Consider the following 17,097-nt stretch of genomic DNA (forward strand, 5'->3'; position numbering starts at 1 on the left):
ACCATGCTGGCAGCCTTGAGCTTGAACTCACTCGAATAAGATTTACGCATATCCAAACACCTCAGATTTGGGCGCTATCATAGCGCCCGATTGAAGTGTCCAAAATCATTAGGCCAGTTCAAGCCCCCTCCCACATTGGGATCGCAGCCTAACTGTTAGATGGCGCTGGTCTGCCAGGCCAGCGCCCTTGCCACAGCGCCACACCCAGACGTGTATAGATGCCTATACCCATCGCACGCAAGCCAGCGCCCACATTGACCCGCGGTAAAACGCTCACAGCAACCCAAAAATCACCAACCCACCCAGCCCGAACAGACACGCCATCCCAACCGCATACGCCAGGGTGCGCCAGGGTTGCCATCCACCCAGATACATCAGCGTGTGCGCCATGCGCGCCAAGGTAAAACCACCAAACAGCGCCACAGTCGCCCCCGTGGGAGTCCCCAGCACCACACACAACCCGCCAAGCACAAAGAACAACGGAATATTCTCCAGGTCATTCGCCCACGCCTTACTCGCCCTCACCACCTGCGGCAATTCCCCTGCATGCGCAGCACAGCTGAAGAACGCCGCATCCTCCTGATTGATAAACGCCCGCGCCCGTATCCGGAAAAAACCCTGATAACAGGAAATTGCAAACATCTTCAGGCACAGCACCAGCACGCACAGCGCATAGACCTGCAAACGCTCACTCATCGCGGCCGCCGTTCACCACCAGATAAAGCAACGGCCCTACCGACACAAACACCGCCGTCAGCAAAAAATACGGCACCACCGACGCCAGCGACCGCCCGCGCCGCCGCGCATCCCGGTACATCCACACGCACGCCAGCACCGCCATCAGGTACAGGTCGATCACCACTTGCGCGGTGTCCGGCCGCGACATCAGTTCGCGTCCAAAGGCCAGCAGCGACTGCTCAGCCGTGAGCATCGTCGCCAGGGTGTACAGCGAAAATCCCAGCAGGCCCGCCAGGGCGATATAGGGTCTTCTCATGGTCGCTTCCTTGGAGTGATGAAGGCCCACGTTAGTGATAAGGTTCGGCCCCTCGCAATGACCTCGGAGGTCATGATCCCGCCATGGACACCCCTTCTACCGCCGGCGAGCAGCTGCGCCAACTGCGCAGGCGCGCCAAGCTGAGCCAGCTCGACCTGGCCTTGATCACCGGCGTTTCCCAGCGCCACCTCAGTTGCATCGAGACCGGGCGGGCCAAGCCGAGCCCTGGCACCTTGCATAATCTGCTCACGGCACTGGAGACCCCGCTGGAGCAGTGCAACGGTGTGTTCCTCGCCGCCGGCTATGCGCCGCGCTACAGCGCCACCCCGCTCGCCTCGCCCGCCATGGCCGCGATCCGCGAAGCGGTCAACCATGTGCTGCACGCCAACAATCCCGCCCCGGCTATCCTGTTGGACAGCCAGTGGCAAGTGCTGTCGGCGAATGCCAGTACCGGCGTGCTGTTTGGACTGCTGGGCATACCGCCCGATGCAGCCTTGGGCTTGAACCTGCTGACCACGCTGCTGCAATCGGGCGGTCTGGGCGATCATCTGGTCAATGCCGAGGAGATACGCACCCTGGCCTGGCAGCGTGCCACCCGTGAGGCGCTGGGCAATCCTGAATTGGCCACGTTGCTGACGACGTTGCCGACACCGACCCACACCGAACTGCCCGCGCAGATGCCACCGCTGGTACTGACGCGCGTCCGCTCAGCCCAAGGTGAACTGAGCTTTCTGTCCACGTTCACGACCTTCGGCATGCCCCAGGACATCACCCTCACCTCCCTGCGGATCGAACACCTGATTCCCGCTGACGAGGCCACTTGGCAAGTGATGCGCCGCGCGTATGCAGAGTATGCGGCGCTGGTTTTGTGAAATATCTGTACGTAGACTGCCGCCATACCCCCACTTGAAGGCGGCGAAAAAAAAGTGATGCACGTTACCGAAGTCTCCATTGCCCAATTGCGCGCCGCGCTTGAATCCGGCCAGACCACGGCGGTTGAACTGGTCCAGGCCTACCTCGCACGGATCGATGCCTATGACGGTCCGCAGACCGCCACCGCCTTGAACGCCGTGGTGGTGCGCAACCCCGATGCGCTGAAAGAAGCCGAGGCGTCCGATGCACGCCGGGCCAAAGGCGAAACCTGGGGGCCATTGGATGGCATTCCTTACACGGCCAAAGACAGCTACCTGGTCAAGGGCCTGACCGCGGCATCCGGTAGCCCGGCGTTTGCCACCCTGGTCGCCCAGCGTGATGCGTTCACCATCGAACGCCTGCGCGCCGGTGGCGCCATCTGCCTGGGCAAGACCAATATGCCGCCGATGGCCAATGGCGGGATGCAGCGTGGCGTGTATGGCCGGGCGGAAAGCCCGTATAACGCCGACTACCTGACCGCACCGTTTGCCTCCGGCTCATCCAACGGCGCCGGCACCGCGACGGCGGCGAGCTTTGCAGCCTTTGGCCTGGCCGAAGAAACCTGGTCGAGCGGACGCGGCCCGGCCTCCAACAATGGCCTGTGCGCCTACACGCCCTCCCGTGGCGTGATTTCGGTGCGCGGCAACTGGCCGCTCACACCGACCATGGACGTGGTGGTGCCCTATGCCCGCACCATGGCCGACCTGCTGGAAATCCTCGATGTGGTGGTGGCCGAAGACCCGGACACCCGTGGCGACCTCTGGCGCCTGCAGCCGTGGGTGCCGATCCCGAGTGTGGCTTCGGTGCGCCCTGCGTCCTACGCTGACCTCGCGGTGCCCGCTGAATCCCTCGACGGCAAGCGCTTTGGCGTGCCGCGCATGTACATCAATGCCGACCCGGACGCCGGCACCAGCGAAAAACCTGGGATCGGTGGCCCTACAGGGCAGAAGATCAACACCCGCGCCAGCGTGATCGACCTGTGGCAAGACGCACGCCAGGCGCTGGAAGCCGCCGGCGCCGAAGTCATCGAGGTGGACTTCCCGCTGGTGTCCAACTGCGAAGGCGACCGCCCTGGCGCGCCTACCGTGTTTAACCGTGGGCTGGTGTCCAAGGAATTTCTCCACGATGAACTGTGGGAACTGTCCGCCTGGGCCTTCGATGATTTCCTGCGCGCCAACAACGACCCCGCGCTCAACCGCCTGGCGGATGTGGACGGGCCGAAGATCTTCCCCCACGACCCGGGCACCCTGCCCAACCGTGAGGACGACCTGGCCGCCGGCATGGACGAATACGTGCGCATGGCCGAACGCGGCATCACCCCGTGGAACGAGATCAGCACCTTGCCCGACGGCCTGCGTGGCCTGGAGCAAACCCGGCGGATCGACCTGGAAGACTGGATGGACACGCTCGGCCTCGACGCGGTGCTGTTCCCCACCGTCGCCGACGTAGGCCCGGCGGATGCCGATGTGAACGAAGCCTCCGCCGATATCGCCTGGAGCAACGGCATCTGGGTGGCCAACGGCAACCTCGCCATCCGCCACCTGGGCGTACCGACCGTCACCGTACCGATGGGCGTGATGGCCGATATCGGCATGCCGGTGGGGCTGACGTTTGCCGGGCGGGCCTATGACGATTCGGCGTTGCTGCGGTTTGCCTCGGCGTATGAAGCTACCGGCAGCAAACGCCAGATTCCGCCGCGTACGCCGCCGTTAGCAGCTGGCTAAACACGGTCAACCCTATGCAAGAGGGCTTACCGTGGAAGCAAGCTTGCTGTGGTGAGCGGGCTTACTGTGGTGAGTGGGCTTGCCCCGCGCTGGGCTGCGCAGCAGCCCCATTGGGCTTACGGTGATACTGACGGGGGACAAGTCAAATCGTCGCACCTCTCCCCACCACAGCAAGCCCCACACATTTGCGTCGGTATTTCACATCAAGTGATGAAGGGCACGGCGATCAGCAGGATCGCCGTGCCATGGGCCAGCGTCGCCGCCAGCACACCGTAACGCAGGCGCACCAGCGCGCAAGCCAACCCTTCGATCAGGGTAAACAACAACACCGGCCAGCCCAGCTGAGTAACGCTCAGTGCCAGGAATGTATGGCAAGCCGCAAAGGCCACACCGCTGATCAGTGCCGCGCGCAATGGCGTCACCTGCTGTGCCAGATACCCCTGCAAATACCCGCGAAACAGCACCTCTTCCAACGCATTGGCACCATAGGCCAACACCACCATGCCCGGCAGCCATGCCCAGTAGCCCGGGATCGCTGACGCTTCAATTGCCTGGTAGAAGCGCAGCGGCACACCGATCAAGCATCCGACGGTAAGGCCGACCGCAAGGCCGCCGATTCGATGCCCCCTTGACCAGCAGATCAGCGCCGACAGGTCTGGCGCCACTCGCATCAGCACGGCAATCAGTAGCAACGACAAGCCGCCCAACGCCGCCAACACAAACGCATTGGCCGTGAACGCCAACTGCACTTCGCTGCTCAGCGACCATAGGCCCAACGGGGTCATTACATCGCGCATCAGCACGAACGCCGCCAGCAGAATCAGGATACGCAGGGCCGTCAGCGACCTGGGCGTGAGTGCAAACCACAGGCCGAACAACAGCAGGCCCGGCGCCAGATACGTGGCGTAATTGATCAGTACTGCCATTCCTTGGGTAATCATGGGTCGCTCAGCCGTGCGCCACCGCGATCATATCGATCTCCACCGCCGCCGACTTCGGCAACTGCATCACCCCCACCGAGGTGCGCGTATGCACCCCGGCTTCACGGAGGATCTCGTGCAGCAGGTCCGACGCACCGTTGGCCACCTCACTTTGCTGATCAAAGTCCTCGGCACTGCGCACGTACACGGTGATGCGCGGGATCGCCTTGATCGCGTCCAGCGAACCCAGCGCCTGCTTCAGCAACCCCAGGCAGCGCAACGCACTGATGCCGGCGGCGATTTGTGCCTGGGCCAGGGTCAGGTTGTCACCGACCTTGCCCGGCAGCACGATGGTATCGCCGACCCGCGGGATCTGGCCGCTGATGTACAGGTGGTTGCCGTCCCGGACCAGGGGCGTGTAGTTACCACCGACCTTGAATTCGTCCATCAGGTAGCCAGGGCGTTGTTGCGCGGCCTGGTATTTTTCGTCGCGGGTCATGGGCGTGAATCCTCGTGTCGGCGCCGCCACTCGTCCACCACGTCACCGAGGGTCTTGGGCTCAGCGTTGCGAATCCAGGCCATGAAGGGCCGGTCGAACGTGAATGCCGGACCACAGTGCTCAAGCATGAAGCGGCGTACGTTCTGCGTGTTTTTGTAGTGAGGGGTAACGGGCGTGTTGCGGGTGATGGGGTCGCTGTGCCAATTGAAGTCCATTTGCTTGACGCTCTGACGCCTCAGGAGCCCGCAGCATAGCGCCAAAATGCCAAGATGGGCGCCGCTCGACCGACGCTCACCCTGGTTTTTTTTGCGGTCAGCCGCCGAAATCGGCGCCACGCGTGTTGACGAACACTGCATAGATCGAATGGCTGCCGGCCATGAACAGGCGGTTACCCTCACGGCCGCCAAAACACAGGTTGGGGCAGCGTTCCGGCAGCGAGATATGCCCGATAGCCTTGCCCTGCGGATTGAACACGCGCACGCCATCGAGTTTTTCCAAGTCGGCCTTGGGGTCGCCGTTGCCGCCCCAGCCACACCACAGGTTGCCGCTCTCGTCGCACTTGATGCCGTCCAAGGCCGCGTACTCCAGGCCTTCGATATGCTTGCGACGGGCGCCCAGCGTACCGTCGTCATTCACGTCGATGGCCCAGATCAACCGGTTGGGCTTGGCCCGGCCTTCGACCACGTAGAGCAGCTTCTCATCCGGGGAAAAGCACAGGCCGTTGGGGCCGTTGAGGTCGTCGATCACCCGCGTGACCTTGCCGCTGTCACCGTCGATGCGGTAGACGCCATGGGGCTGGGTGGGCGTGATCTTGTGCCCTTCGTAGTTGTTGCCGGTCTGGAACGGCGGGTCCGTGAACCACACCGAGCCATCCCGTTTGCACACGATGTCGTTGGGCGAATTGAAGGGCTTGCCGTCAAAGCTGTCCGCCAGCACGGTGAGGCTGCCGTTGTGCTCGGTGCGGGTGATGCGCCGGCCCTCTTGGCTGGTGGTCGAGCCTTCGCACACCAGCAGCCGGCCTTGGCGATCACGGCACATGCCGTTGGAGAAATTGGCGTTTTCGCGGTACACCGACAGGCTATCGGTCACCTCGTCCCAGCGCACGATGCGGTTGTTGGGGATATCGCTGAGCAGCAGGTAGCGGCCATCGCCGATCCACACCGGCCCCTCGGCCCAACGCAAGCCGGTCGCCAGTCGCTCGACACTGGCATTGAACAGGCGCAATTCCAGGAAACTGTCATCAAGCACTTTCACCAAGGGGTCTGGATATCGCTGGCTCAATGGCTCAGCGCCATCTGCCAGGCGCGGCAGGTTGCCCAGCACTGCCACGGAGGCGGAAACCGCCAGGGAACGTTGCAGGAAAACGCGGCGACTGTGGGCGGTCCGGGCAGGCGAAGAGGAAGAATCCATGGTGTGTCTCCGTTATTTTATTGTTAGACGGGACGCCATTTTTAACCAGTGATGAGACATCGTACAATAACAATGAAATATCGAGACCGAGCAAACCCTCAGCACCTTGTAAATATCCGAAATTTTACTTTCCAAACGGCACAAGAGTATTGCAATGTTGTACGATGACATAAGCGGTAACGTGTTGTCCCACCCCCAACAACAATAAGGAAACACCCATGCAAAAAGTCAAAGTGCTGATCGGTTTTCTGTGCCTGTTCAGCGGCTACGTGGCCGCAGCCCCCCCCGCCGATAAAGACGTCGCCCAAGCGGTCGACCACCTGACCCAAGCGATGCTGCATAAAGACCTCAAGCAGCTCCAGAGCCTGACCGCCGAGAACCTTACCTACGGCCACTCCAGCGGCAAGATCCAGAACAAGCAGGAATTCATCGCCGATATCGAGACCGGTCGCAGCGGCTTCAAGACCCTCGAAATGCAGAAACAGACCATCACCTTGAGTGGCGATACCGCCTTGGTCCGCAACCACTTCTCCGCCCTGGCAGTGAACAGCGGCAAAGAAGTGCCCACCGAAATCGAGAACTTCCAGATCTGGCAAAAGCAGAAAGGCCACTGGCTGCTGATCGGTCGCCAGGCGTTTAAATTCTGAGGGCTAGCGGTGAGCCGCCTGGCTCACCACTGCACGACCTTGCGCACCGTCAGCAACGCTTCGCGCAACGCCGCCATGTCCACCGACCCCAAGGCCAGCCGTAGTGCGTGGGGCACATGGGCCGAGACGGAAAACGGCTCGGCGGTTGACACGGAAATGCCCTCGCGCTGCAAGGCCATGGCGACCTGATCGGCGCGGGCCTCTTCCGCCAAGGGCAGCCACAAGAAATACGAACAGGGATGACGGGTGTACGCCAGGCCCTTCAACACCTGGGCTGCCAGGGCCTGGCGCGCCTGGGCATCACGGCGCTTGTGCGCTTCCAGTTCCGCCACTGTGCCGTCCTCGATCCAGGCCACCGCAATAGCGCTCATCACGCCGGGCACGTTCCAGGTGGTGGCCATGATGCTGCGTTCCAGGCCCTTGACCCATTCAAGCGGCGCCACCACAAACCCCACCCGCAGGCCGGTCGCAACGCTTTTCGAAAGCCCGCCCACATACACCGTGCGCTCCGGCGCCAGGGTGGCCAGGGGCGGCGGCGCGTCCTCGACCAGAAACGCATAGGCCGCGTCCTCGATGATCATCAGGTTGTGCTGCCGGGCGATCGCCACCAGCGCCTGGCGCTGGTCCAGGCTCAGCACCCAGCCCAGCGGATTGTGCAGCGTCGGCATGCTGTACACGGCACGCACCGGGCGCTTGCGACACAGGGTCTGCAGCGCGTCCAAGTCCGGGCCGGCCGCCGTGACCGGGATCGCGACAACGTCCAAGTGCAGGGTCTCGGCCAACACTTTGAACCCTGAATAGGTCAACGCATCCACCGCGATCACATCCCCGGGCTTGAGCAACGCCATCATCGTCACCGCCAAGCCGTGCTGGGCGCCGCTGACCAGCAGCACTTGGTCGGCCTCCACACTGAGCCCCCTGCTGAGCACATGCCGCGCAAACGCAGCACGCTCGTGCAGGCGACCGGCGTGAGGCTGGTAACGCAACAACGCTTCGAGGTCGCCGGATAATGCCAATTGGCGTAACGCCGTGCGCAGCAGGTCCGCCTGGCCGGGCAGCGACGGGTAGTTGAAGTTGAGATCCAGCATCCCCGCCGACACCGTCATCTGCCCACTGCCCTGCCCCGGCGGCAACGCGATCTCGCGCACGAACGTGCCACGCCCGGTTTCCCCACTGACCAGGCCCATGGCTTCCAGCTCGGCGTACACCCGGCTGGCGGTGACCAGGGCCAGGCCATGATCGGCGGCCAGTTGCCGGTGCGTCGGCAGGCGTGTGCCGGGCGGCATTATCCCGCTGCGAATATCTGCGGCGAAGCGGTCGACCAGGGACTTGTAGCGGGCGCGAGGCATAGACACTGTATCCATGACAATTTTTTGATTGTCTTAATGCTGCCCCCTAGGATGGCCTGATCGCAACCTCTCCTTTCTTCAGGGCACCCTTCATGGAACGTACATCCCCCTTCAACACCCTGGACAGCCGCACGCAAGGCTGGATCAACGGCTTTATCGGCGTGGTGATTTTCAGCGGTTCCCTGCCCGCCACACGCCTGGCCGTGATGGAGTTTGACCCGGTGTTCCTGACCATGCTCCGCGCGGCCATCGCCGCCGCCCTGGGGCTGTTCCTGCTGGGGCTGTTCAAGGAAAAACGCCCCGCACGTCATCAGTGGCTGCCCCTGGCGATCGTCTCTCTGGGGGTAGTGATCGGCTTTCCCTTGCTCACGGCGCTCGCGCTGCAATACGTGACGTCCGCCCACTCCATCGTGTTTATCGGCCTGCTGCCCCTGGCGACCGCTGTATTTGCCGTGCTGCGCGGTGGCGAGCGCCCGCGCCCGGTGTTCTGGGTGTTTTCGATCCTGGGCAGTGGGCTGGTGATGGGGTATGCCGTCGCCCAGGGGCTGAGCGCCGCACCGGCCGGCGATCTGCTGATGCTGCTGGCGGTGCTGGTCTGCGGCCTGGGTTACGCCGAAGGCGCCAAGCTGTCGCGCAGCCTGGGCGGCTGGCAGGTGATCTGCTGGGCATTGGTGGTGTCGATGCCGGTGGTGGTGCCCTTGAGCCTGGTACTGGCGCCGCCGAGTTTCAGCGGCATCAGCCTGCCCGCCTGGCTGAGCCTGGGCTATGTGGCGTTGTTCAGCATGTTGCTCGGCTTTGTGTTCTGGTACCGCGGCCTGGCCCAGGGTGGCATCGCCGCCGTGGGCCAGTTGCAATTGCTGCAACCGTTTTTCGGCTTGGCGCTGGCGGCGGGCCTGCTGCATGAGCCGGTCAGCCTGGGCATGGTACTGGTGACGGTCGCGGTGATCGGCTGCGTGGCGGGTGCAAAGCGGTTCGCGCGTTAACGCTGCGGCGCGACCATCTTGAACTTGATGTTGATGTCATTGGACACCACGCGATTGCCGGCCCATTCACCCTCGCCAATCTTGAAGTCGCCGCGCTTGAGGATGAACTCACCGTCGAACACGCCGATACCGCCTTGCTCCTTGAGCACCACGTCGACCGTCACCGGGTGCGTGATGCCCTTGAGGGTCAGGTTGCCGCTGATGGTGTAGCGGTTGTCCCCCAGGGCCGTGACACCCGTGGACTCGTACACGCCCACCGGATACGTCGCGGTGTCGAACCAGGACGCACGTTGCAGCTCATCGTTCGCGTCGGGGCTGCCGGCGTCGATGCTCGCGAGTTGGATCTTGAGCAACGCATGCCCGGCTTCAGGTTTTTGCGTGTCGAAGGTCAAGCTGCCCTCGAACTCGCTGAAGGTGCCGTACACCCGCTGCCCCAATTGTTTATAAGTGAAACTGATCTGGCTGGCGGTGCGGTTGACGTCCTTGTACTCCAACGCCTGGGCGCTGGCGCCATAGGCAAGGATCAAAGCCAGTAAAGCGACCGGGGACATTCGACGTTTCATGCAACGCTCCGCTGGAAGTAACGACACAGGTACTGAGCTGGTAGGTCATACCAGGGATTTATTCCAATCAGGCGTCTGTCCTGCTAAACAGAGTAGTCGCCCAAGCACAACAAGGATTCTGCATGCACGCCCCTTCACTCCAGGACACCACCGCGCCGGAAGGCATCTGCTACGGCTGCGGCGGCAGCAACCCCCACGGCCTGCACATCAAGAGCCGCTGGGACGCGGATGGTACCCACCTCGTGGCCGAGCACCTGCCCGAGGCAAAATACAGCGGCTGGCCCGACCTGGTCTACGGCGGATTGATTGCCATGCTGGTGGACTGCCATTCCAACTGGACCGCCATGGCCTACCATTACCGCGCCGAGCAACGCGAACCCGGCAGCCTGCCGCGCATCGACTGCGTCACCGGCAAGCTGGGCATCACATTCATCAAGCCGACGCCCCTGGGCGTCACCCTCACCCTGCGCGCGCGGGCTGAAGGCGATGTGGGCCGCAAAACCCGCGTGATCTGCGAGGTGTACGCCGATAACGTGCTGACCGCAGTGGGCGATTCGATCTTCGTACGCGTCGACACCGGCCAACTGGCCGCCGCCGCCCATGGCCGTGAGGGCTGATCCTGGTCTACATTGACTGCCACCGCTAATCGAGGATTGCACCGATGACTCGTCTCACCGCGAAAGACTTTGCACCCGAACTGCTGGAACTCTACGACGGCTATGCCCACGGCAAGATCAACCGCCGCGAATTTCTCGACCGCGCCGCGCTGTTCACCTTTGGCGGCCTCACCGCCTCGGCCTTGCTCGCGGCCCTGAGCCCCAACTACGCCCTGGCCGAACAGGTGAAATTCACCGACCCGGACATCGTCGCCGACTACATCACCTACCCCTCACCCAAAGGCAACGGCAACGTACGCGGCTACCTGGTGCGCCCGGCCAAAGCGGCGGGCAAGCTGCCGGCAGTGGTGGTGGTCCACGAAAACCGGGGCCTCAACCCCTATATCGAAGACGTCGCCCGACGCTTGGCCAAGGCCGGTTTTATCGCCCTGGCGCCCGACGGCCTGACCTCGGTCGGCGGCTACCCCGGCAACGATGAAAAAGGCGTGGAACTCCAACAGAAAGTCGACCCGACCAAGCTCATGAACGACTTCTTCGCCGCCATTGAATGGCTGATGCACCACGACAGCAGCACCGGCAAGGTCGGGATCACCGGCTTCTGCTATGGCGGCGGCGTGACCAATGCCGCCGCGGTGGCCTACCCCGAACTGGGTGCGGCGGTGTCGTTTTATGGACGCCAGCCGGAGGCCAAGGATGTGCCACGGATCAAGGCGCCGATCATGCTGCACTACGGTGAGTTGGACACGCGGATCAATGAAGGCTGGCCGGCGTACGAGCAGGCGTTGAAGGCGGCAGGCACCCGCTATGAGGCATATATCTACAAGGGTGCCAACCACGGTTTCCATAATGATTCGACGCCGCGTTATGACGAGGCGGCGGCGAATCTGGCGTGGAAAAGAACGCTCGACTGGTTCCATAAATATTTGGCCTAGACGCCCCTTAAATGGGGGAGCTGGCTTGCCTGCTCCCCCATTAGATCCACTGTGTTCTCGAGGTCAGTGTTCCAAGGCATACCGGCGGCAATGGTTGAGGTAACCCTGCTCATGGCTACCCACCAGTTGCACCACGCTGGTCCAGAGCCAGGACGGCGCGTCCAACTGCTTGGAGCGGTTCTCCTGCAACACCGCCATCCAGTCCTTGCGCGTGTCGCGATCCATCTGCCGCGCATGGGCGATACCGACCACCCGCGCGAGGTAGCCGGCGGCGTGCATGGCATCGATCTCGCTCAGTTCGTCCAGCTCCAGCTTCATGTCCTGGGGCAGCAGTTCACGGATAAAAAACCCGTGATCCAGAAAACGCGTGGCCACCATCCGCTCACCCAGGCCCGGTGACAGCTGGCGTGCACCCTCCACCACGCGACGACCGTTATCCCTCGGCATCTTCGCCCGCACCGCACGGGGTGCAGCAGCCCCGACGGCTTCCTTGATATCAATCAGGCAATACTCTTGATCATCGTCGTCGCCCACGCCGAGCAAGGCGGCATACCGCAGCAAGCCGAGCGAACTGCAGCCCTTGACCCAATAGGCCGAGTCCAGCAGTTCGACCCTGGCATCCTTGGGCCGCCCCTTGAGCGAGGTGACCAATTGATGGATTTCATCCGAGGCACACAGGGTTTGCAATGCGGTTTTCTCGGCCCGTGATAACGACCAGAAATGCTTGCCCAAGGGGATGGTCGGCCGGGCGCTTTCGATGCGCTCACGCGCGAGGTTTTTCCAAGTGCGCGCCACCGCGCTGCGCATGCCCGCCTTGACCTGGGACGGACGTGGCGGGACCTGGTCGGGTTTGTCTTTGAACGCCTGTTCGTAGCCCAGCATCATTTCTTCGAGCATACGTGCGGTGGTGACGCCGGGCAGGTCCGAGCCGCGTGCAGCGGTCGCCAGGGACAAGGCCAGGCGCACCAGATCGTGGGTCGGATTACCGATCACCGTCTGGTCAAGGTCGCGGATATGCATATCGATGCGGCCGTTGGTGTCCCCGGTAGGCCCCAGGTTACCGGCGTGGCAGTCGCCGCAGATCCAGATGGCCGGGCCGTGGGGCAAGCGGCGGCCAGTCTGGCTGTGCAGCCACTCATAAAATTGCACCGTGCTGCCGCGTACGTAAGCGTGGGCGGAGCGCGCCATCTTCAAGTTTCGCAATTGGGTCAGGCGAGGCATGCGGGCGGAGGGGCGCGGTATTTTCATGGAATCACTCAGTGCAGGTGTTGCGGTAGAGCGCTGGCCCTCGGAAAATGTTTCATTATGTTTCAAAAAAAGCGTTCAGCCCGGCTGCGCCATGTCCCGCAACCAGCCCTTGAACGCCAGCATCGCCGAAGTCTCCGCACGCGACTGCAAGCGCGTCAGCCAATAGCTGCCGGTGGTGATGTCGACGTCGAACGGCTGGCGGATGACATCGCTCTCCAGTTGCCGCGCAAACATCATCGCCGGTGCCAACGCCACCCCCATGCCTTGCAAGGCTGCCTCCATCATTGCCAACGACGAGTCGAACACGATGCTGCGCGGGGCCAGGGTGTCGGCGGGCAACCCGGCCGCCTGGAACCACAGGCTCCACTCATCGGTGCGGTAGGAGCGCAGCAACGTGTGTTTGAGCAGGTCAGCGGGTGCGTGCAGTTGCTCGGCCAGTTGCGGTACGCAGAGCACCGTCAATGGTGCAGCCAACAGTTCGCAGGCATCCGTGCCATGCCAGGCACCGGCGCCAAAACGGATGGCGTAATCCAGGCCCTCGGCGGCCACATCGACGCGGTTGTTGTGGGTGGAAAGGCGCAGGTCGATAAACGGATAGCCGCGTTGAAAATCCGCCAGGCGTGGCAGCAACCACCCTACCGCAAACGTGCCGACGGCCCCCACGGTGAGGACCTCGCGGTAGTGCCCGCCTTCAAACTGGCCCAGCGTGTGGGCGATGCGGTCAAAGGATTCACGCACCACCGGCAGCAGGGTTTCACCTTCGCGTGTCAGCATCAGGCCCCGTGGCAGGCGCTTGAATAATGTGACATTAAGTTGCGCCTCCAGGCTTTTTACCTGATGGCTGACCGCCGCTTGGGTGACGCACAATTCAATGGCCGCACGGGTAAAGCTCAAGTGACGGGCGGACGCCTCGAATGCGCGCAGGGCATTGAGTGGCAAATGGGAACGCAGCATGCTTTACCCTAGATTTTCTAATGGCAGATGCAAGATATCATCGTTTGTCGAAGGGACGGAACCTCACTAGATTTGCGACGCCTGCGCAGGCTCTGATCGTCAGCGCATCATTTACATGGAAGCGAGTAATCATGAACTTCAGCGTACGAAATTTCCTGTTTTCGGCCTTATTTTTCGTCTCCGGCACCAGCATGGCGGCGACCGATTTGCGCAAGGTCGTGGACAGTCATGTTGAGCCCCTGATGCAGCAACAAGGTATTGCCGGCCTGTCGGTGGCCGTCGTCAACAAAGGCAAGGTGCAATACTTTAACTACGGCGTCGCCAATAAAGACAAACAGCAGCCCGTGACTCAAGACACACTGTTCGAGATCGGCTCGGTGAGCAAAACCTTCACCGCCACCCTGGGCGGCTATGCCGAGGCCAGCGGCAAGCTCCAGCTCTCGGACAAGGCCAGCCAGCACCTTGCAGCCCTCAAGGGCAGTGCCTTCGACCGCATCAGCCTGCTGCAACTCGCCACCTACACCCCCGGCGGCCTGCCGCTGCAGTTTCCGGACGCCGCCGACAACGCCGACGCCATGATCGGCTATTTCCAGCACTGGAAACCCGCCTACGCGCCCGGTGCGCAGCGTCTCTACTCCAACCCGAGCATTGGCCTGTTCGGCTACCTGAGCGCCCAAAGCCTGGGCCAGCCGTTCAACACGGCGATGGAGAAAACCCTGCTGCCCAAGTTGGGCCTGAAGAACACCTATGTCAGCGTGCCTGCTGATAAAGCCGACGCCTACGCCCAGGGCTACGACAAGCAGGACAAACCTGTACGCGTCGGCCCCGGCGCGTTGGACGGCGAAGCCTATGGCATCAAGACCAGCACCCAGGACCTGGCGCATTACGTCATGGTGAACATGCACCCGCAAACCCTGGAGAAACCGCTGCAACAGGCCATCGCCACCACGCACACCGGTTACTACACGGTCAACGGTATGACCCAAGGCCTGGGCTGGGAGTCCTACCCCTACCCGATCACCCTGCAAGCGCTGATGGATGGCAACTCCACACCGATGGCGATGGAGCCGCACAACGTGAAGTGGCTGCACCCGGCTCAGGCGCAACCGGCGAACGTGCTGTACAACAAAACCGGCTCAACCGGTGGTTTTGGTGCCTACGTGGTGTATGTGCCGAGCAGGGACATCGGCGTGGTGATGTTGGCCAACAAGAATTACCCGAATGCCGAGCGCGTGAAGGTGGCCCATGCGATCTTGAGTGCACTGGACCATTAAAAAGACTGCACATACCCCCTGTGGGAGCGGGCTTGCCCGCGATGAGGATGTGCCAGCCAGCACAGCTGGCAACTGACACACCGCCATCGCGGGCAAGCCCGGCTCCCACAAGGTATTGCGGTATTGGCGGGATTTACATACCCAACCAGTGCGGCAACGCCAACGAGATAAACGGCAAGTAGGTGACCATGATCAGGAACACCAACAGGATCATCAGCCACGGCAACGCCGCACGGATCGTCTGCCCCAGCGTCAGCCCCGTCACCGCCGACGTCACAAACAGGTTCAACCCCACCGGCGGGTGCACCAGGCCGATCTCCATATTCACCACCATCACGATACCCAGGTGAATCGGGTCAATGCCCAGCTTCATGGCAATCGGGAAGAAGATCGGCGCCAGGATCAGCACGATGGCCGAAGGCTCCATGAAGCTGCCGGCGATCAACAACACCACATTGACCATGATCAAAAAGCCAATCGGCGTCAGGCCTTCGGAGAGCACCCAAGCGGTGATTTCCTGCGGGATCTGCTCGGTGGTCAGCACATGGGCAAACAGCATGGCGTTGGCGATGATGAACATCAGCATGATCGCCAGGCGCCCGGATTCCAGCAGCACCTTGGGGCAGTCGCGCAGCTTCATGTCCTTGTAGACGAACAGCGCGACGAACGCTGAATAAACCGCCGCCACCGCCGCCGCTTCGGTCGGGGTGAACATGCCGCTGTAGATGCCGCCGAGGATGATCACCAGCAGCAACAGGCCCCAGAAAGCACGCCGTGCGCAGGTCAGCCACTCGCGGAAGGTCGCTCGCGGCTGGGCCGGCAGCTTCTTGATGCGCGCGACGATGTAGATCGCGATCATCAGCATCAGGCCCAGCAGCAGCCCCGGAATGACGCCCGCCATAAACAGCTTGCCCACCGAGGTTTCAGTCGCCGCCGAATACACCACCATCACGATCGACGGCGGGATCAGGATGCCCAAGGTCCCCGCATTACAGATAATCCCCGCACCGAACTCCTTCGGGTAACCGGAACGCACCATCCCCGCCACGGCAATCGAACCCACCGCCGCCACCGTCGCCGGTGACGAACCCGACAGCGCCGCAAACAGCATGCACGCCAGCACCGCCGCAATCGCCAGGCCGCCACGGATATGGCCGACGCAGGCATTGGCAAAGTCGATCAAGCGCTGCGCCACGCCGCCGGTGGTCATGAACGCACCCGACAACAGGAAGAACGGAATCGCCAGGAAGGTATAGGCATCGGAGGTTTCGAACAGCTTGATCGCCAGGGAACTGACCGAGTCCTGGCTGAACATCAGGATCGACACCGCACCGGACAAGCCCAGGGAAATCGCGATGGGCACACCCAGGAACATGAATACGAATAACAGCAGGAATAAACAGAGCACGGCCATCAGTGACGCTCCTCATGGCTGCCGGCCAATTTGCTGGCCTCACCGGCCTCGTCGGCCAGCCCCAACCCGACCTGGCGGTGGGTAAAGATGCGGTAGAAAATTTCCAGGTAGCGGATGAACACCATGGCGAAACCGATGGGCACGATCACCACGATGTCACCGACGTCGATGCCGTACTGGTCGAGGTCTTCGGCGCCGATATGCGCGCCCATGACCGCACTCACCCACTTGTAGCTGGCGACCATGAACAACCCGGCGTAGGCCAGGCAGCACAGGCAGGCGAGCATGCCCAACACGCGCTGCACCGGGCGCTTGGTCAGCTTGACCAGTGCGTCCACGCCGAGGTGGCCGGCGGTGCGTACGCCGTAGGAAATGCCGAAGAAAATCAGCCAGCCGAACATGGCCTTGGTCAGCGCTACGCTCCAGGTCATGTCCTGGGCCCAGGTCATGGTGTGGTCACCCAGCGCGCCGAAGAACTGGCTGCTCCAGGCCCATTTGTCGGACAGGGCAAAAAACAGCGTGTAGATGTTGTTGAGCATGACGTAGACGAATGTCACCAGGGTCATGGCGGCCAGCAGGAAAGCGATAAAGCCTTCCTCCAGGTGCTCCCAGACGCGCCTTAGCGTTTGCATGGCAAAACCTCGCGAAAGCAAATGA

At 62.3% G+C, this 17,097-nt stretch carries 19 protein-coding genes; 7 read left to right on the forward strand and 12 right to left on the reverse strand.

Features of this window, described 5'->3' with window-relative positions; translation table 11 throughout:
- Positions 1–273 precede the first annotated feature (273 nt).
- Both QCBJ_RS09485 and QCBJ_RS09490 read right to left on the reverse strand, forming a co-directional pair.
- On the reverse strand, positions 274–696 hold the full coding sequence (locus QCBJ_RS09485; protein WP_102060660.1) for an MAPEG family protein: 423 nt from the start codon (positions 694–696) through the stop codon (positions 274–276).
- Positions 689–994: a DUF2834 domain-containing protein gene (locus tag QCBJ_RS09490; protein ID WP_043205442.1), complete on the reverse strand. Its 306-nt coding sequence runs from the start codon at positions 992–994 to the stop codon at positions 689–691. The genes QCBJ_RS09485 and QCBJ_RS09490 overlap by 8 nt, the downstream gene beginning before the upstream one ends.
- 83 nt (positions 995–1,077) lie before the next feature.
- Here QCBJ_RS09490 and QCBJ_RS09495 point away from each other — a divergent pair, with 83 nt between their 5' ends.
- A complete protein-coding gene (locus tag QCBJ_RS09495) occupies positions 1,078–1,866 on the forward strand; it encodes a helix-turn-helix domain-containing protein (protein ID WP_012724607.1) in 789 nt (262 codons plus the stop codon).
- 54 nt (positions 1,867–1,920) lie between these two features.
- The gene (locus QCBJ_RS09500; protein WP_102060661.1) at positions 1,921–3,630 is read left to right on the forward strand and encodes an amidase; all 1,710 of its coding nucleotides are present in this window, start codon (positions 1,921–1,923) and stop codon (positions 3,628–3,630) included.
- A gap of 203 nt (positions 3,631–3,833) precedes the next feature.
- Here the strand turns inward: QCBJ_RS09500 and QCBJ_RS09505 are convergent, their stop codons facing one another.
- From QCBJ_RS09505 to QCBJ_RS09520, 4 genes are all read right to left on the reverse strand, one after another.
- A complete protein-coding gene (locus QCBJ_RS09505; RefSeq protein WP_102060662.1) occupies positions 3,834–4,571 on the reverse strand; it encodes a CPBP family intramembrane glutamic endopeptidase in 738 nt (245 codons plus the stop codon).
- Between the two features lie 7 nt (positions 4,572–4,578).
- A complete protein-coding gene (locus QCBJ_RS09510; RefSeq protein ID WP_102060663.1) occupies positions 4,579–5,049 on the reverse strand; it encodes a RidA family protein in 471 nt (156 codons plus the stop codon).
- Positions 5,046–5,264: a DUF6434 domain-containing protein gene (locus QCBJ_RS09515; RefSeq protein WP_012724611.1), complete on the reverse strand. Its 219-nt coding sequence runs from the start codon at positions 5,262–5,264 to the stop codon at positions 5,046–5,048. Before QCBJ_RS09515 ends, QCBJ_RS09510 begins: the two co-directional genes overlap by 4 nt.
- Before the next feature lie 97 nt (positions 5,265–5,361).
- Positions 5,362–6,459, reverse strand: coding sequence for an SMP-30/gluconolactonase/LRE family protein (locus QCBJ_RS09520; RefSeq protein ID WP_102060664.1), 1,098 nt, complete (start codon positions 6,457–6,459; stop codon positions 5,362–5,364).
- A 218-nt stretch (positions 6,460–6,677) separates the two neighbouring features.
- Here QCBJ_RS09520 and QCBJ_RS09525 point away from each other — a divergent pair, with 218 nt between their 5' ends.
- Positions 6,678–7,106, forward strand: a complete 429-nt coding sequence (locus QCBJ_RS09525; RefSeq protein WP_102060665.1) for a nuclear transport factor 2 family protein — start codon at positions 6,678–6,680, stop codon at positions 7,104–7,106.
- 23 nt (positions 7,107–7,129) lie between these two features.
- Here the strand turns inward: QCBJ_RS09525 and QCBJ_RS09530 are convergent, their stop codons facing one another.
- A complete protein-coding gene (locus QCBJ_RS09530) occupies positions 7,130–8,455 on the reverse strand; it encodes a PLP-dependent aminotransferase family protein (RefSeq protein ID WP_102060666.1) in 1,326 nt (441 codons plus the stop codon).
- Between the two features lie 92 nt (positions 8,456–8,547).
- On the opposite strand from QCBJ_RS09530, the gene QCBJ_RS09535 reads away from it, so the two are divergent.
- Entirely contained in the window at positions 8,548–9,438 is an 891-nt protein-coding gene (locus QCBJ_RS09535; protein WP_012724615.1) for a DMT family transporter, read from the forward strand.
- Here QCBJ_RS09535 and QCBJ_RS09540 read toward each other — a convergent pair.
- Positions 9,435–10,001, reverse strand: a complete 567-nt coding sequence (locus QCBJ_RS09540; RefSeq protein WP_256581480.1) for a YceI family protein — start codon at positions 9,999–10,001, stop codon at positions 9,435–9,437. The genes QCBJ_RS09535 and QCBJ_RS09540 overlap by 4 nt on opposite strands.
- 122 nt (positions 10,002–10,123) lie before the next feature.
- Between QCBJ_RS09540 and QCBJ_RS09545 the strand changes: the two genes are divergently transcribed.
- Together QCBJ_RS09545 and yghX are read left to right on the forward strand one after the other, a co-directional pair.
- Positions 10,124–10,618 (forward strand): PaaI family thioesterase, encoded by a 495-nt coding sequence (locus tag QCBJ_RS09545; protein WP_046034816.1) that lies wholly within the window; start codon positions 10,124–10,126, stop codon positions 10,616–10,618.
- Between the two features lie 44 nt (positions 10,619–10,662).
- A complete protein-coding gene (gene yghX, locus QCBJ_RS09550; RefSeq protein WP_046034815.1) occupies positions 10,663–11,550 on the forward strand; it encodes a YghX family hydrolase in 888 nt (295 codons plus the stop codon).
- Between the two features lie 63 nt (positions 11,551–11,613).
- Here yghX and QCBJ_RS09555 read toward each other — a convergent pair whose 3' ends face one another.
- Both QCBJ_RS09555 and QCBJ_RS09560 read right to left on the reverse strand, forming a co-directional pair.
- Positions 11,614–12,798, reverse strand: a complete 1,185-nt coding sequence (locus QCBJ_RS09555) for a DUF2252 domain-containing protein (RefSeq protein ID WP_102060668.1) — start codon at positions 12,796–12,798, stop codon at positions 11,614–11,616.
- 75 nt (positions 12,799–12,873) lie between these two features.
- A complete protein-coding gene (locus tag QCBJ_RS09560) occupies positions 12,874–13,752 on the reverse strand; it encodes a LysR family transcriptional regulator (protein ID WP_093541845.1) in 879 nt (292 codons plus the stop codon).
- A gap of 131 nt (positions 13,753–13,883) precedes the next feature.
- Between QCBJ_RS09560 and ampC the strand changes: the two genes are divergently transcribed.
- Entirely contained in the window at positions 13,884–15,026 is a 1,143-nt protein-coding gene (gene ampC / locus QCBJ_RS09565) for a class C beta-lactamase (RefSeq protein WP_102060669.1), read from the forward strand.
- 133 nt (positions 15,027–15,159) lie between these two features.
- On the opposite strand, the gene dctM is transcribed toward ampC, so the two are convergent.
- On the reverse strand, positions 15,160–16,440 hold the full coding sequence (dctM, locus tag QCBJ_RS09570; protein WP_012724622.1) for a C4-dicarboxylate TRAP transporter large permease protein DctM: 1,281 nt from the start codon (positions 16,438–16,440) through the stop codon (positions 15,160–15,162).
- Positions 16,440–17,072, reverse strand: a complete 633-nt coding sequence (locus tag QCBJ_RS09575; RefSeq protein ID WP_046034810.1) for a TRAP transporter small permease — start codon at positions 17,070–17,072, stop codon at positions 16,440–16,442. The genes dctM and QCBJ_RS09575 overlap by 1 nt, the downstream gene beginning before the upstream one ends.
- Positions 17,073–17,097 lie beyond the last annotated feature (25 nt).

Source organism: Pseudomonas sp. QC2, assembly GCF_002859085.1.
GTDB classification, from domain to species: Bacteria; Pseudomonadota; Gammaproteobacteria; order Pseudomonadales; family Pseudomonadaceae; genus Aquipseudomonas; species Aquipseudomonas petroselini.

What these genes read in the sequence shown, in the direction of transcription:
- QCBJ_RS09515 (WP_012724611.1), bottom strand. Translation starts at nt 5,264, where the DNA reads ATGGACTTCAATTGGCACAGCGACCCCATCACCCGCAACACGCCCGTT.
- QCBJ_RS09535 (WP_012724615.1), top strand. Translation starts at nt 8,548, where the DNA reads ATGGAACGTACATCCCCCTTCAACACCCTGGACAGCCGCACGCAAGGC.
- QCBJ_RS09490 (WP_043205442.1), bottom strand. Translation starts at nt 994, where the DNA reads ATGAGAAGACCCTATATCGCCCTGGCGGGCCTGCTGGGATTTTCGCTG.
- QCBJ_RS09540 (WP_256581480.1), bottom strand. Translation starts at nt 10,001, where the DNA reads ATGAAACGTCGAATGTCCCCGGTCGCTTTACTGGCTTTGATCCTTGCC.
- yghX (WP_046034815.1), top strand. Translation starts at nt 10,663, where the DNA reads ATGACTCGTCTCACCGCGAAAGACTTTGCACCCGAACTGCTGGAACTC.
- QCBJ_RS09510 (WP_102060663.1), bottom strand. Translation starts at nt 5,049, where the DNA reads ATGACCCGCGACGAAAAATACCAGGCCGCGCAACAACGCCCTGGCTAC.
- dctM (WP_012724622.1), bottom strand. Translation starts at nt 16,440, where the DNA reads ATGGCCGTGCTCTGTTTATTCCTGCTGTTATTCGTATTCATGTTCCTG.
- QCBJ_RS09495 (WP_012724607.1), top strand. Translation starts at nt 1,078, where the DNA reads ATGGACACCCCTTCTACCGCCGGCGAGCAGCTGCGCCAACTGCGCAGG.
- QCBJ_RS09560 (WP_093541845.1), bottom strand. Translation starts at nt 13,752, where the DNA reads ATGCTGCGTTCCCATTTGCCACTCAATGCCCTGCGCGCATTCGAGGCG.
- QCBJ_RS09485 (WP_102060660.1), bottom strand. Translation starts at nt 696, where the DNA reads ATGAGTGAGCGTTTGCAGGTCTATGCGCTGTGCGTGCTGGTGCTGTGC.
- ampC (WP_102060669.1), top strand. Translation starts at nt 13,884, where the DNA reads ATGAACTTCAGCGTACGAAATTTCCTGTTTTCGGCCTTATTTTTCGTC.
- QCBJ_RS09545 (WP_046034816.1), top strand. Translation starts at nt 10,124, where the DNA reads ATGCACGCCCCTTCACTCCAGGACACCACCGCGCCGGAAGGCATCTGC.
- QCBJ_RS09555 (WP_102060668.1), bottom strand. Translation starts at nt 12,798, where the DNA reads ATGAAAATACCGCGCCCCTCCGCCCGCATGCCTCGCCTGACCCAATTG.
- QCBJ_RS09505 (WP_102060662.1), bottom strand. Translation starts at nt 4,571, where the DNA reads ATGATTACCCAAGGAATGGCAGTACTGATCAATTACGCCACGTATCTG.
- QCBJ_RS09575 (WP_046034810.1), bottom strand. Translation starts at nt 17,072, where the DNA reads ATGCAAACGCTAAGGCGCGTCTGGGAGCACCTGGAGGAAGGCTTTATC.
- QCBJ_RS09530 (WP_102060666.1), bottom strand. Translation starts at nt 8,455, where the DNA reads ATGCCTCGCGCCCGCTACAAGTCCCTGGTCGACCGCTTCGCCGCAGAT.
- QCBJ_RS09525 (WP_102060665.1), top strand. Translation starts at nt 6,678, where the DNA reads ATGCAAAAAGTCAAAGTGCTGATCGGTTTTCTGTGCCTGTTCAGCGGC.
- QCBJ_RS09520 (WP_102060664.1), bottom strand. Translation starts at nt 6,459, where the DNA reads ATGGATTCTTCCTCTTCGCCTGCCCGGACCGCCCACAGTCGCCGCGTT.